Below are 14,130 nucleotides of genomic sequence, written 5' to 3'. Positions count from 1 at the left end.
CTCTGCTCCAGCGACCATCGCCGAATCCATGACCCTAAGTACGGGTATGAGCGACTTCCGAATGGGCGGATCCGGTTCACCCGGCGCACCTGAGCAAGCTGCTCTGGTACGACCGCTCGCCGCGTGGCCTTGTGAAACATTCACAAGGTGTCATCGTCTTGTAAAAGCACGAGGAGGCCTTCCAGCCTCGACGACCCACCAAATCCGAAGATCCAGCAGCGGTAAGAGAGGATGGGCAGCATGCGCGTCCACATCGGCTGTGACCACGCCGGTCTCGAACTGAAGTCCCACCTGATCAACCGTCTGACGGAGCTCGGCTACGAGCCTGTCGACCATGGCCCGTTCGTCTACGACGCACTCGACGACTACCCGGTCTTCTGCATCCGGGCGGCCGAGGGGGTGGCCCGGGATCGGGAGCAGGGGCTGGACAGCCTCGGTGTCGTGATCGGCGGGTCGGGCAACGGCGAGCAGATGGCGGCCAACAAGGTGACCGGCATCCGCTGCGCGCTCGCGTGGAGCGAGGAGACTGCCAAGCTCGCCCGCGACCACAACAATGCCCAGGTGGTTGCAGTGGGCGGCCGGATGCACAGCCTCGAGGACATGACGAAGTTCGTCGAGATCTTCCTGGCCGAGCCGTTCAGCGAGGACGAGCGGCACGTACGCCGCATCGACCAGCTCCACGCCTACGACGCCGACGGCGTACGTCCGCCGCTTCCCGACTCGGCCAAGGGCCTGGGGCCCGCCGAGGACCAGGACTGATCCGGGGATGCCCGAGGGGCACACCCTCCACCGCCTCGCGCTCGATCTGAGCGACGCCTTCGCCGGCCAGCAGGTCCGGGTCAGCAGCCCGCAGGGCCGGTTCGCCGACTCTGCCGCGCTGCTGGACGGCCAGCTCTTCACCGGCGCCGAGGCGTGGGGCAAGCAGCTCTTCCTCGAGTTCCCGGGGGAGCAGTACGTCCACATCCATCTCGGGCTCTACGGCAAGCTCGACCTGAAGCCGTACGCCATCGAGCCGCCGTTGCCTGTCGGCCAGGTCCGACTCCGCCTGGTCTCGACAAGCTCGAGCACCGAGGATGGGACGTACGCAGACCTGCGCGGCGCCAACACGTGCAACCTCGTCACCGCGGCCCAGCGTGACGCGGTGGTCGCGAAGCTCGGGCCGGACCCGTTGCGCGACGACGCCGACCCGGGCCGGGGGTGGTTGCGGATCAGCCGGAGCCGTACGACCATCGGCGCGCTGCTGATGGACCAGTCCGTCCTGGCGGGGGTGGGCAACGTCTATCGGGCCGAGGTGCTCTTCCGGCACCGGATCGACCCGATGCGCCCCGGCAACACCCTGCGCCGGCAGCAGTGGGACGCCATCTGGGACGACCTGGTCGAGCTCATGAAGCTCGGCGTCCAGAGGAACCGCATCGACACCGTCCGCGACGAACACACCCCCGAGGCGATGGGCCGTCCGCCACGCAAGGACGACCACGGCGGCGAGGTCTACGTCTACCGCCGCCACGGCCAGCCCTGCCTGGTGTGCGGCGCGAGCGTACGCACCACCGAGCTGCAGCAGCGCAACCTGTTCTGGTGCCCGAAGTGCCAGCGCACGTACCGGCCCCGGACGACCGTAAAGAAGTAGCTCGCACTACTCTCCGGCCTGCGAGAACGACCACGCAGCCCCCACCTCGAGACCTAGAGTGAGGCCATGTCGAGCCATGCCTTCGCAGACCGCCTGCGGAGCAACGCGATCCGCCGCAGATTCCGTGACCCGGAGCTGCGAGCGGTGCTGTGGCTCGGGCTGCTCACCATCGTCCTGACGGTCCTCGCGGCCGCTCAGACCGGCTGGCTGCAGGTGGTCCCGGTGGCGGTCCTCACCGTGCCGCTGCTGCTCGGAGCGGTGCTGCTCGGGCCGCGTACGCTCAGCTGGTTCGTCGTCTTCGTGATGGTGATGATCGTGGTCGCCGCCAGCCAGGTGACGCTCTCCGACCGGGACGCCGCCGCCATCGGCGTGCACTTCCTGCTCGGCGCGATCGTGCTGTCCGTCGCGATGCGCCGCACCTACCTCGGGGTGGGCGGCTTGAACGACGAGCTGATGCTGCTCGACCTGACCCACAAGCTCGACCAGGGTGCGATCCCCCCGATGCCTCCGGGGTGGCTCGCGGACTCGGCCGTCCTACCGGCGGGCGGCACCCGGTTCACCGGTGACTTCGTGGTGGCTGCGCGGGAGGCCGACCGGCTGGAGATCGTCGTCGTCGATGTCTCCGGCAAGGGGGAGCGTGCGGGCACCAGAGCACTTCAGCTGTCAGGTGCGTTCGGCGGACTCCTCGGTGCCGTCCCACCGGCTGAGTTCCTGCCTGCGGCCAACCGCTACCTGCTTCGTCAGGACTGGCAGGAGGGCTTCGCGACCGCGGTCTACCTCTCGATCGACCTGACCAACGGTGCGTACGAGATCCGCTCGGCTGGTCACCCGCCCGCCCTCCTACGTCGCGCCGCCACCGGCCGCTGGGAGGAGGCCGAGAGCAACGGCCCGGTGCTGGGGCTCATCGACGACGTCGAGTTCGACGCCTGCGAGGGAGTGCTCGGGGTGGGCGACATGGTGATGCTCTACACCGACGGCGTCGTGGAGGCGCGAGGGGTCGATCTCGAGCGCGGCATCGGAAACCTGGTCGCCACCGCCGACCATCTCGCGGTCACCGGCAGGGGTGGGGGAGCGCGCCGCCTGCTCGAGGGACTGAGCGCCAGCTCCGACGATCGCGCGCTCGTCGCGGTCGGGCGACGGTGACCGAACCGACCCCGCGAACCGACCGGTAGGGGAGCCGGTTACAGGTGTGAGCCAGATCTATGGCAGGATTTCGCAGGTCGCACGAGGGCGCTGGCCCTCGCGTGCGCGGATGTAGCTCAATGGTAGAGCCTCAGTCTTCCAAACTGATTACGCGGGTTCGATTCCCGTCATCCGCTCCAAGTGCCATTCCCGCTGATTGGGGAGGGGCCCTTGACGGGGCGTAGCGTAGTGGCTAGCGCGCCTGCTTTGGGAGCAGGAGACCGCAGGTTCGAGTCCTGTCGCCCCGACATTTCATAGCCCTGCACGCGACATCATTCTCAGAAACAAACGACAGGAGACACCCTGTGAAGAGCGCCGTCGAGACGTTGAGCCCGACCCGGGCCAAGCTGACCGTCGAGGTGCCCTTCGAGGAGCTCAAGCCGAGCCTCGACGCGGCGTACAAGCAGATCGCCAAGCAGATCAACGTTCCCGGCTTCCGCCGGGGCAAGGTCCCGCCCCAGGTGATCGACAAGCAGGTCGGCCGCGGTGCGGTGCTCTCCGAGGCGGTCAACAACGTCCTCCCGCAGATGTACTTCGACGCCCTCCAGGAGAACTCGCTCGAGCCGCTCGCGCAGCCCGAGATCGAGGTCACCAAGCTTGAGGACAACGAGACCCTGGAGTTCACCGCCGAGGTCGACATCAAGCCCGAGATCACGCTGCCCGACTACGAGGGCATCGAGGCCAAGGTCGAGGACATCGAGCTCACCGACGCTGACGTCGAGGAGCAGATCCAGGCGATGCGCGAGCGCTTCGGCACTCTCAAGGACGTCGAGCGCGCCGCCGCTGACGGCGACTTCGTGGTCATCGACCTGAAGGCGACCAAGGACGGCGAGGACGTCGAGGGCGCCGAGGCCGTCGGGATGAGCTACCAGGTCGGCAAGGGCGGCATGCTCGACGGCCTGGACGAGGCCATCGTCGGTCTGTCCGCCGGCGAGTCCAAGGACTTCAAGAGCACCCTCGTGGGCGGTGAGCTGATCGGCCAGGAGGTCGACGTTAACGTCACCGTCAACCAGGTGCAGGAGCAGGAGCTCCCGGCGTACGACGACGACTTCGCCCAGCTCGCCAGCGAGTTCGACACCGTCAAGGAGCTCGAGGAGGACGTCCGCGGCCGCCTCGGCAACGGCAAGCGCCTCGAGCAGGCCGCCGCCGCCCGTGACGCCGTCCTCGAGGCCCTCCTGGAGCAGCTCGAGATCCCGCTGCCGGAGAGCATCGTCACCGACGAGCTCAACGCGCGCCGCGAGGGCATCGAGCAGCAGCTCGGCTTCGCCGGCCTCACCTTCGAGAAGTACCTCGAGGACGAGGAGCAGACGATCGAGGAGTTCGAGGCCGACCTCGAGCGCCGCGTTCGTGACGCCGTCGCCGCCCAGCTGATCCTCGACCAGATCGCCAAGGAGAAGGAGATCGGGGTCGAGCAGCAGGAACTGACCGAGCACATGATGCGCCGCGCGCAGCAGTCCGGTCAGGACCCGCAGGAGTTCGTCAACCACATGCTCGAGCACAACCACGTGCCCGAGCTGGTCCAGGAGATCCTGCGCGGCAAGGCGCTCGCCCAGCTCGTCGAGGCCGCCAAGGTCACCGACGAGTCCGGCAACCACGTCGAGCTGAAGAACCTCCGCCCCGACGGCACCATCGGCGAGGACGAGCCCGAGGCTGAGGCCGAGGCCCCCGAGGAGACCGAGAAGGCCGACGCCTGATCACCCTCAGACGTATGTCACAGCGCCCCTGCCTCACGGCAGGGGCGCTGTCGTTTTCGTGTGAGCCGGTGCTACTGGGCGTCGAAGTTGTCTGTCGGGTCGCCTGAGACCTCCAGATTCTTGGCCGCGCAGTCGGACTTCGACAGGCCCTGCTCGACGCACCACTCCAGCGCGGGGGTGGAGGTGTCGCTGGGATGGGGCAGCACGACGGCGTACATCCCCGGCTTCACGTACGAGCTCGGCCACTCGCCGGTGTCGAGGAGCAGCGCCTCGGGGTGGGCGGTCTTGATCTTCTGGTAGCGGGTCAGCGCCTGCTGCCAGTCGGCGTCGCCGCCGTCCCCGGCGCCGACCGCCGCGAGCTGTGGGATCCAGGTGCCGATGAGCTTGGTGGCCGCTTCGGTGTCGAGACGGGAGATGCGGAGCAGCTGATCCTCAGGCGGGGCGTTCGGGTCCACGGACGGCACGCTCGACGGCTCGCTCGTGGGGCTGGTCGAAGGCTCCGGCTCCGCCTCGGACTGCAAGGGTCCGGTCCCGTCCTTGCCGAAGATGAACCCGAGCACGCCGGCGACGAGCACCAGCATCACGATCATCACCAGGATCGGCGCCGTGCGGCCCTTCCGTTGCGCGGGGGTTGGCGAGGCGGCGTCGTCGAAGAAGTATCCCCGGGTGCCGCGACCCGTGGTCGCATCGTCGCCGAGTTCGTCCACGAAGAGCGGACGGTGCTGCTCCGGGGGAGCCAGGAGCGGGGTTCCGCAGCCGATGCAGTAGATGGCCCCGGGCAGCAGATCATCGCCGCACGACTGGCAGTGTGATTCCTTGTCGTCGCTCACGCGCGGACACCCCCTTCCGCATCCGACGGTAACCCGCGGAGACCGCTGTCGTCACGCAACACCAGTAACAACAGCATCACAGACACCAGACGCGTGAGCGAACGCAAACGTACTGAATGTCGTCGCGCCGGTGTGATCTGAGACACAGACGGGCTGGACAGTGGGCACAGGTGATCCCGTCGGCCCAGCGAAGGCCCTACGCTGCCAGCGTGACCTCCAGCCCTGAGACCGTCCGCGCCGTGGTCCTCAACGTCGAGGACGCCCCGGTGGACCCCGACGCCGAGGAGCTGCTCGACCGCGGTCAGAGCAAGGTGGCCGGCATCGTCGGTCTGGCGAAGCTCGCCTGGCGCATCACGGCCTTCGCGCGTCGCCCGTTCGCGGCGCCGTTCGCGCTCGCGACCCCGATCATCCGCGGTGTCGTCAACACCGACTCCGGACCCGCCGTCGCGGTCCGGCACCAAGGCCGCATGGTCAGCCCGAAGGAGTGGGCCGCCGCCCAGCGGCAGGTCGGGTCGAGCCCTCGGATCCTGGTCCTGATCCCGCCCACGGGCAAGGACGAGACCGTCTGGGAGGAGGGCTCGCAGGCGACCGGTGCGACGTACGCAGACCGGCTCGCCGAGCTGCTCGGCTGGATGCCGCTGCACATGCACGTGTCCGCCGGCAGCAAGTCGGTGCCCGCCGCGGTGGCGCTCAGCAGCCGGATCCAGGAGTGCGTCGACGCCCTCGCGGCGGAGCCGCGCATCGTCCTGGTCGGCTACGCCGGTGGAGGTCTCATCGCCCGCAACGCGCTCGGCGTGGCCACCGCCGGGGCGCGGCCGTGGACGACGTACGTCTCCGAGCTGATCGCCCTCGGCACGACGCCCTATGCGGTCACCTCCGCCCCGATCTCGGGTGGGGTCGGCAAGCAGCTCGACGAGCACCTCGCCGGGATCGCGGTCGTCGGGGCCGATGAGGCGATGCTCCCGCCGCGACCGGATGTCGACTATCTGCTGGTCACCGACAAGGCGACCTCGCGCCCCAACCGGGTCGGGCGACTCTTCGGGGAGATGCTGTGGTGGCGGCACAAGACGCCGCTGCGGTCGCGCCGGGTGCGCGACCTGTTCCCGACGGCGGAGCGCTTCACGCTCTCGACCGCCGAGACGCCGCTGTCGAACCATCCTGCGGTCCACGACGCGCTGCTGCGCTGGCTGGCGTAGCCGTGAGGATCGCGGCGTCGCCCGGATTGCGACGCGATCGCCAATAGTTCTGCCGTCGGCGAACAATGGCACACCAGCCGTGGAACAACTGGATGTGGCGGCTAGTGTCGATCCTGTGAACATCGACTCCAGCGCGGCTGACGCTCATGCCGGTGCCCCAGGGCTCTCCCCGAGCCTAGGCGGCAACGGCGGCGGTCTGAGCCTTCTCGACGACAACATCTACAACCGACTGCTGCGGGAGCGCATCGTCTTCCTCGGCTCCGAGGTCCGCGACCAGAACGCCAACGCGATCTGCGCGCAGCTCCTGCTGCTCTCCGCGGAGGACCCCGAGGCCGACATCTTCCTTCACATCAACTCGCCCGGTGGCTCGGTGGATGCCGGTATGGCCATCTACGACACGATGCACTACATCCCCAACGACGTGGCGACCGTCGGCATGGGCCTGGCGGCCTCGATGGGCCAGTTCCTGCTCTGCGCCGGCGCGAAGGGCAAGCGTTACGCGCTGCCGCACGCGCGGATCATGATGCACCAGCCCTCCTCGGGCATGGGTGGCTCGGCCTCCGACATCAAGATCCAGGCGCAGCAGTCGCTGCACATCAAGAAGGTGCTGCTCGAGCTGATCAGCGAGCACACCGGCCAGAGCGTCGAGCAGGTCACCACGGACGCCGACCGCGACCGCTGGTTCACCGCCGCCGAAGCTCTCGACTACGGCCTGGTCGACCAGGTCATCCGGAGCGCCAAGGAAGCCTCCGACGAGGGCCGACCCGCTCACAAGAAGGACTGAGGACATGAACTACTACATCCCGCAGTGGGAGGAGCGTACGTCGTACGGCGTCCGCCGGATCGACCCCTACGCCAAGCTCTTCGAGGACCGGATCATCTACCTGGGCACCCCGATCAGCGACGATGTCGCCAACGCGGTCATCGCCCAGCTGCTCTGCCTGCAGTCGATGAACCCGGACCAGGACATCTCGATCTACATCAACAGCCCCGGTGGCTCGTTCACGGCCTGCACCGCGATCTACGACACGATGCAGTTCATCAAGCCGGACGTGCAGACCGTCTGCATCGGTCAGGCCGCCTCGGCCGCCGCGATCCTGCTCGGCGCTGGTGCCCACGGCAAGCGGATGGCGCTGCCCAACAGCCGCATCCTGATCCACCAGCCGTACACCGAGGGCACCTTCGGCCAGACCTCCGACATCGAGATCCAGGCCAACGAGATCCTGCGGATGCGTGAGCTGCTCGAGAAGATGATCGCCGACCACAGCGGCAAGTCGATGGACGAGGTCAGCCACGACATCGAGCGCGACAAGATCCTCACCGCCGCCCAGGCGGTCGAGTACGGCCTGATCGACTCGGTGCTCGAGTCGCTCAAGACGCCGGCGCTCGTTTGACCATCGGGCCCCGCGCCGCTCCCACATCGAAGGCGCGGCGCGGGGTACCGTCAGTAATTATTCGGACCTAGCAGCACAAGTCGGGGAAGGAAGGCCACTCGTGGCACGCATCGGCGACGGAGGTGACCTGCTGAAGTGCTCCTTCTGCGGGAAGAGCCAGAAGCAGGTCAAGAAGCTCATCGCGGGTCCCGGCGTCTACATCTGCGACGAGTGCATCGACCTCTGCAACGAGATCATCGAGGAGGAGCTCAACGAGGGCTCCGAGGTGGAGATCGCCGACCTCCCCAAGCCGAAGGAGATCTTCGACTTCCTCAACTCCTACGTCATCGGCCAGGAGCAGGCGAAGAAGTCGCTGGCGGTGGCGGTCTACAACCACTACAAGCGCGTCCAGGCCGGCCTGCAGCCCGGCGGCCCGCAGGGCCCCGGCAAGCACGCCAAGGAGGAGCAGGTCGAGGTCGCCAAGTCCAACATCTTGGTGATCGGCCCGACCGGCTGCGGCAAGACCTACCTGGCGCAGACGCTGGCCCGGATGCTCAACGTCCCGTTCGCGATCGCGGACGCCACCGCGCTGACCGAGGCCGGCTACGTCGGTGAGGACGTCGAGAACATCCTCCTCAAGCTGATCCAGGCCGCGGACTACGACGTCAAGAAGGCCGAGACCGGCATCATCTACATCGACGAGATCGACAAGGTGGCCCGCAAGGCGGAGAACCCCTCGATCACGCGCGACGTCTCCGGTGAGGGCGTGCAGCAGGCGCTGCTGAAGATCATCGAGGGCACCACCGCCTCGGTGCCGCCGCAGGGCGGCCGCAAGCACCCGCACCAGGAGTTCATCCAGATCGACACCACCAACATCCTCTTCGTGGTGGGTGGCGCGTTCGCCGGTCTGGAGCACATCATCGAGCAGCGGGTCGGCAAGAAGACCCTCGGCTTCACCGCCGAGGTGCGCGGCAAGGCCGAGAAGGAGTCCGAGGACCTGCTGAAGCTGGTCCGTCCCGAGGACCTCACCAAGTTCGGGCTGATCCCGGAGTTCATCGGCCGGCTGCCGCTGATCGCGAGCGTCGAGAAGCTCGACCAGGCCGCGCTCGTTCAGATCCTGACCGAGCCGCGCAACGCGCTGGTCAAGCAGTATCAGAAGCTCTTCGACCTCGACGGCGTCGACCTCGAGTTCACCGAGGACGCGGTCACCGCCATCGCCGACAAGGCCCTGGAGCGTGGCACCGGTGCCCGCGGCCTGCGGGCGATCATCGAGGAGGTACTCCTCTACGTGATGTACGACGTGCCCTCCCGTGGCGACGTCGGCAAGGTGATCGTGACCCGCGAGGTGGTCGACGACGGCGAGATGCCGACCCTCGTGCCTCGCGAGAAGGAAACCAAGAAGAAGTCGGCCTAGTCCGAGAGACACGGCCTAGTCCGTTTGGGTCATTTTCGGCGCCCGGGTCGGTATCGGCCCGGGCGGTCCGACACAATACTCACTGATGATCATCTGTACCTTTCCAGCTCCGTCACTCGGTAGGGAAGTAGGCACGTGAGGTTCCAGAGGGGCCCGGTGATGGCCTACGCCGCCGTAGTGCTCATCGGCCTGCTCGTGGTCATCCAGACCCTCAGCCCGGACGTCTCCGCGCTGCACCGGGTGCCGCGTACGCTCTCGGGCCAAGCTGACTTCACCGTGATCCCGCCGGCGCCGTCTCCCGATGTCTCCGGGGTGTCGACGATCCCCAGCACCACGCCCGATGCGGACCGCGGGACCGACCGCGAGGACCCCGCACCGCCGAAGAGCCGCGAGGACGAGAAGCCGGACAAGGCGCCGTCCGCGCCCGCTGAGCAGCCCGACGCACAGCCCTCCGAGGAGCCGACGACGCCCGCCGACCCCGGTGAGGGCAACGGCAACGGCAACGGCAAGCCGCCCACGCTGGTCCCGTCCGTGGGGCCGATCCCGGGGATCATGGCGCCGCTGTTGTGGCCGTTCGTGGCCGAGGAGGACGCCCGCCCCGTCGACGAGGCCGTGCCGATGTTCCTGCGGCAGTTGATCGCTGCCGATGCCGGCGTCCCGGTCGAGGATCTTCCGCTGGAGGAGCCCAAGGAAGACCGGGAGACCGATGAGGCGACCGCGGAGTCGAAGGAGCCTGGCGCGGATTCGACCAAGGACGAGTCCGAGGCTCAACGAGTCATCGAGGACGCCTGCGAGCTCACCGCCGCGATCACCGAGGACGTGAAGACGCTGCCGGGAGCGAACGACGCTACCGAACCGGGGGCCACGCCCGAGTGCGACGAGGCGTGCGCTGAGCCGAAGACACCGGTAGGGTCGTCGCCCGCAGCCGAACCCGAGGTCACCACCGAATCCGCTGAGCCGTCCGACACTGAGCAGTCCGACGCTGAGACGACGGATACAGAGGAGCCGGAGCAGGAGCCGAAGGAAGGCAACAAGGACGACCAGACTTGTGCCGAGAAGTCGGTGCAGTAGGGATCACTCCGATGGCGACTGCACCACGCCAGAGTGACCGGCCGAGCGAGTCCCCCCGGGCGCTTGGCTGGAGTGAGGGACGAAGCAGGCCCCGGAACCGCATCGCGGTCCGGGGCCTGCTCCGTCGTTGGGCTCCGTCTGCCTGAGGCTCAGGCCTCCTCGGGAACCTCCGCAAGCTCAGCGCTGACGGAGATCTCGGTGGCGTTCTCATCGACGGTGAAGAAGAGGTCGCCGACGATGTTGCCGACCCGCTTGAGGTCCGGCGCGGCGGCCTCGGCGTCCTTGACCAGCTTGGCCGGGCCGGTGACCTCGGCCTTGGCCAGCGGGTGGCGCATCTTCACCTTCGCGGTCGACTTCGCGCCCCGGATCCCGGTCAGGGTCGCCGCGACGGCGTCGAGCGCCGCCGGGTCGGCGGCGGCAGCGGTGCCGAGCTCGAGCTCACGCGGCCACGAGGAGGTGTGGATGGAACCGGTCTGCCACCACGACCAGACCTCCTCGGTGACGTACGGCAGGAACGGGGCCAGCAGGCGCAGCTGGACGTGGAGAGCCGTGGCGAGAGTCGCGCGCGCGGACTCGGTGGCGAGACCGCCGTCCTCGTCGTAGGCACGCTCCTTGACCAGCTCGAGGTAGTCGTCGCAGAACTCCCAGAAGAACTTCTCCGAGGCCTCCAGCGCCGTGGAGTAGTCGTAGGCCGTGAACGCGTCGGTCGCCTTGGTGATCGTCTCCTTGAGACGGGCCATCAGCGCGCAGTCGACCGGCTGGGTGATCGCGACCGGGTTCAGCGTGGTCGCGCCGACGTTGCCGAGGACGAACTTGGAGGCGTTGAGGATCTTCATCGCCAGGCGGCGACCGACCTTCATCTGGGTCTCGTCGAACGGCGAGTCCATGCCCGGGCGGGTCAGCGCGGCACGCCAGCGAACCGCGTCGGCGCCGAACTTCTCGAGGATCTCGGTCGGAACGACGACGTTGCCCTTCGACTTCGACATCTTCTTGCGGTCGGGGTCGAGGATCCAGCCGGCGATCATCGCGTGGCTCCACGGGACGGTGCCGTCCTCGAGGTGGGCGCGGACGATGCGGCCGAAGAGCCAGGTGCGGATGATCTCGTGGCTCTGGGTGCACAGGTCCATCGGGTAGACCCGGCTGAACAGGTCGGGATCGGCTTCCCAGCCGCCCGCGATCTGCGGGGTCAGCGAGGAGGTCGCCCAGGTGTCCATGACGTCCGGGTCGCCCTGGAAGCCGCCGGGCTTGCCGCGCTGCGCCTCCTCGTAGCCGGCCGGGACATCCGTGGACGGGTCGATCGGGAGCTGGTCCTCGCTCGGCAGCAGCGGCTTGTCGTAGTCCGGGTTGCCCTCGGCGTCGAGTGCGTACCAGACCGGGAACGGGATGCCGAAGAAGCGCTGGCGGGAGATCAGCCAGTCGCCGTTGAGGCCGCCGACCCAGTTGTCGTAGCGGTGGCGCATGTGCTCGGGCAGCCAGGTCAGGTCGCCGCCGCGGGACAGCAGCTGCTCACGCAGCTCGGGGTTGCGGCCACCGTTGGTGATGTACCACTGCCTGCTGGCGACGATCTCGAGCGGCTTGTCGCCCCGCTCGTAGAAGTTGGCCATCCGCTGGGTCTTCTTCGGCTCGCCGTCGAGGTCACCGGACTCGCGGATCATCGCGACGACGGCCTCGCGGGCCGAGTGGACGGTCTTGCCCTTCAGCTCCTCGTACGCCGAGACCCCTGCCTCGGAGGTGATCCACTCCGGGGTCTCGCGGGAGAAGCGGCCGTCGCGGCCGATCAGGGCGCGGGCGGGAAGGTTGAGCTCACGCCACCACTGGACGTCGGTGAGGTCACCCCAGGTGCAGGACATCGCGATGCCGGCGCCCTTGTCCATCTCGGCGGCCTCGTGAGGCAGGACCGGGATCTCGACGCCGAAGATCGGGCTGGTGACGGTGCTGCCGAACAGGTCCTTGTAGCGGTCGTCGTCGGGGTGCGCGATCAGCGCGACGACGCTCGGGATCAGCTCGGGGCGGGTGGTCTCGATGTGGACCGGGGTGCCGTCAGTGCGGTGGAACGCGACACGGTGGAAGAAGCCGGGGTAGTCCTTCGCCTCCAGCTCAGCCTGGGCGACGGCGGTCTGGAAGGTGACGTCCCACAGGGTCGGCGCCTCCTGCAGGTAGGCCTCGCCGCGGGCCAGGTTGCGCAGGAACGCCTTCTGCGAGGCGGTCTGGGAGACCTTGCCGATGGTCGTGTACTGCTGGTCCCAGTCGAAGGAGAGACCCAGGGTGCGCCACAGGTCCTCGAAGACCTTCTCGTCCTCGACGACCAGTTGGTTGCACAGCTCGACGAAGTTGGGCCGGCTGATCGAGATCTGGCGCTTCGGGTCCGGCTTCTCCGGCGGGGTGAAGTCGGGGTCGTAGGGGAGGCTCGGGTCGCAGCGGACGCCGAAGTAGTTCTGGACCCGGCGCTCGGTCGGCAGACCGTTGTCGTCCCAGCCGATCGGGTAGAAGACCGACTTGCCGTTCATCCGCTGGAAGCGGGCGATCAGGTCGGGGTGGGTGTAGGAGAAGACGTGGCCGACGTGCAGGCTGCCGGAGACGGTCGGCGGCGGGGTGTCGATCGAGTAGACGTTCTCGCGCGGCTGGGTGCGGTCGAAGGCGTAGGTCTTCTCGTTCTTCCACTGCTCGGCCCACTTGGCCTCCAGACCCTCGAGGACCGGCTTGTCCGGTACGGCGACTACGCGCTGCTCAGCGGGCGTAGTCGTCTCCGGTGCGGTCTGCGTGGGCGTGGTCTCAGTCATGGGACCAAATCCTATGGGCGCGCGGTGGCTGGCGCGAAACCGGTTGAGACCGGCGTTGCACACTCGCCATGCTTCGGTCATGGGCACCATCGACTTCTTCACCGACCCAGCCGAGTTCCTCGCCATCGCGAAGGACTACCTCGCCGCGGAGTCGGTGACCGCCAACGTGGTCGCCACCAACGCGGAGAAGGCCACCCGGACGGCGCAGGAGGGGCCGTACCGCTGGTTCGCCGTCGCTCGCGAGGGTGACCGGGTCGTCGGCGCGGCGATGCGGACGGCCAACTTCGAGCCGTACCCGCTCTACGTCTGCCCGATGCCCGAACCGGCGGCGGTCGAGCTGGGGCGGGCGCTGCATGCGAGGGGCGAGTACGCCGGCGGGGCCAACGGCGCGCTCCCGGCGGCCCGGAGGGTGGCCGAGGAGACCGTCCGGCTCACGGGCGGGCGGGTGAGCGTCGCGATGGCGTCGCGTCTGCAGGAGCTCGGCACGCTGGTGATGCCGTCCGGTGTGCCCGGGCACGCCCGCCCGGCGACGTACGACGACCTCGAGCTGTGCCGGGAGTGGCTGGCCGACTTCGGGCACGCGGCCCGGGAGCAGTCCTCGAACAAGGCGTACGCCCACGAGCACGCTGCGGTCGGCGAGGACGAGGTGCGGCGCCGGATCGAGGAGTTCCTGCTGCTGTGGGAGGTCGACGGTGAGGTCGTGTCCTTGGTCGGCGCGACCCTGCCGGCGCACGGCGTGGTCCGGATCGCGCCGGTCTACACACCGAAGGAGCAGCGGGGCCACGGCTACGGCACCGCGGTGACCGCCGAGGCCTCGCGCCTCCTCGGCGCCGACGGCACCCGGCTGTGCCTGTTCACCGACGCCGACAACCCCGTCTCCAACCACGTCTACGCCAAGATCGGCTACCGCCCCGTCGTCGACATGGCCAACCACACGATCGTCCCTTGACCCGCCGACTCGGC

General features: G+C 68.3%; 12 protein-coding genes and 2 tRNA genes. 12 read left to right on the top strand and 2 right to left on the bottom strand.

Annotated features, from left to right (window positions below; all coding sequences use genetic code 11):
- Nucleotides 1–240: 240 nt before the first annotated feature.
- The 6 genes from ABZU72_RS20480 (at nt 241) to tig (ending at nt 4,503) form a co-directional block, all read left to right on the top strand.
- Nucleotides 241–759: a ribose-5-phosphate isomerase gene (locus tag ABZU72_RS20480; RefSeq protein WP_350716267.1), complete on the top strand. Its 519-nt coding sequence runs from the start codon at nt 241–243 to the stop codon at nt 757–759.
- Nucleotides 760–766: 7 nt separating this feature from the next.
- Entirely contained in the window at nt 767–1,627 is an 861-nt protein-coding gene (locus ABZU72_RS20475; RefSeq protein ID WP_355020657.1) for a DNA-formamidopyrimidine glycosylase family protein, read from the top strand.
- A 66-nt stretch (nt 1,628–1,693) separates the two neighbouring features.
- Nucleotides 1,694–2,770, top strand: a complete 1,077-nt coding sequence (locus ABZU72_RS20470; RefSeq protein ID WP_355020656.1) for a PP2C family protein-serine/threonine phosphatase — start codon at nt 1,694–1,696, stop codon at nt 2,768–2,770.
- 105 nt (nt 2,771–2,875) lie between these two features.
- A tRNA-Gly gene (locus tag ABZU72_RS20465) sits at nt 2,876–2,949 on the top strand.
- 35 nt (nt 2,950–2,984) lie between these two features.
- Nucleotides 2,985–3,057 (top strand) — tRNA-Pro (locus ABZU72_RS20460).
- Nucleotides 3,058–3,114: 57 nt separating this feature from the next.
- The gene (gene tig, locus ABZU72_RS20455; protein ID WP_355020655.1) at nt 3,115–4,503 is read left to right on the top strand and encodes a trigger factor; all 1,389 of its coding nucleotides are present in this window, start codon (nt 3,115–3,117) and stop codon (nt 4,501–4,503) included.
- A 71-nt stretch (nt 4,504–4,574) separates the two neighbouring features.
- Here tig and ABZU72_RS20450 read toward each other — a convergent pair whose 3' ends face one another.
- On the bottom strand, nt 4,575–5,333 hold the full coding sequence (locus ABZU72_RS20450) for a zinc ribbon domain-containing protein (RefSeq protein ID WP_355020654.1): 759 nt from the start codon (nt 5,331–5,333) through the stop codon (nt 4,575–4,577).
- Between the two features lie 209 nt (nt 5,334–5,542).
- Between ABZU72_RS20450 and ABZU72_RS20445 the strand changes: the two genes are divergently transcribed.
- The 5 genes from ABZU72_RS20445 (at nt 5,543) to ABZU72_RS20425 (ending at nt 10,387) form a co-directional block, all read left to right on the top strand.
- Entirely contained in the window at nt 5,543–6,529 is a 987-nt protein-coding gene (locus ABZU72_RS20445) for a hypothetical protein (protein ID WP_355020653.1), read from the top strand.
- A gap of 196 nt (nt 6,530–6,725) precedes the next feature.
- Nucleotides 6,726–7,313: an ATP-dependent Clp protease proteolytic subunit gene (locus ABZU72_RS20440; protein WP_355020658.1), complete on the top strand. Its 588-nt coding sequence runs from the start codon at nt 6,726–6,728 to the stop codon at nt 7,311–7,313.
- Between the two features lie 4 nt (nt 7,314–7,317).
- Entirely contained in the window at nt 7,318–7,923 is a 606-nt protein-coding gene (locus ABZU72_RS20435) for an ATP-dependent Clp protease proteolytic subunit (protein ID WP_091049270.1), read from the top strand.
- A 100-nt stretch (nt 7,924–8,023) separates the two neighbouring features.
- On the top strand, nt 8,024–9,316 hold the full coding sequence (clpX, locus tag ABZU72_RS20430) for an ATP-dependent Clp protease ATP-binding subunit ClpX (protein ID WP_160024669.1): 1,293 nt from the start codon (nt 8,024–8,026) through the stop codon (nt 9,314–9,316).
- Between the two features lie 135 nt (nt 9,317–9,451).
- Nucleotides 9,452–10,387 carry a hypothetical protein gene (locus tag ABZU72_RS20425; RefSeq protein WP_355020652.1) on the top strand — a complete coding sequence of 312 codons (936 nt, stop codon included), beginning with the start codon at nt 9,452–9,454 and terminating at the stop codon, nt 10,385–10,387.
- A 149-nt stretch (nt 10,388–10,536) separates the two neighbouring features.
- Here the strand turns inward: ABZU72_RS20425 and valS are convergent, their stop codons facing one another.
- Complete coding sequence (valS, locus tag ABZU72_RS20420; RefSeq protein ID WP_355020651.1) at nt 10,537–13,167, bottom strand: valine--tRNA ligase; 2,631 nt, start codon at nt 13,165–13,167, stop codon at nt 10,537–10,539.
- Nucleotides 13,168–13,246: 79 nt separating this feature from the next.
- On the opposite strand from valS, the gene ABZU72_RS20415 reads away from it, so the two are divergent.
- A complete protein-coding gene (locus ABZU72_RS20415; protein ID WP_355020650.1) occupies nt 13,247–14,116 on the top strand; it encodes a GNAT family N-acetyltransferase in 870 nt (289 codons plus the stop codon).
- Nucleotides 14,117–14,130 lie beyond the last annotated feature (14 nt).

This window comes from Nocardioides sp. NPDC004968 (genome assembly GCF_040608935.1).
Lineage (GTDB): Bacteria > Actinomycetota > Actinomycetes > Propionibacteriales > Nocardioidaceae > Nocardioides.
This window is presented reverse-complemented; position numbering and strand designations above follow the sequence as displayed.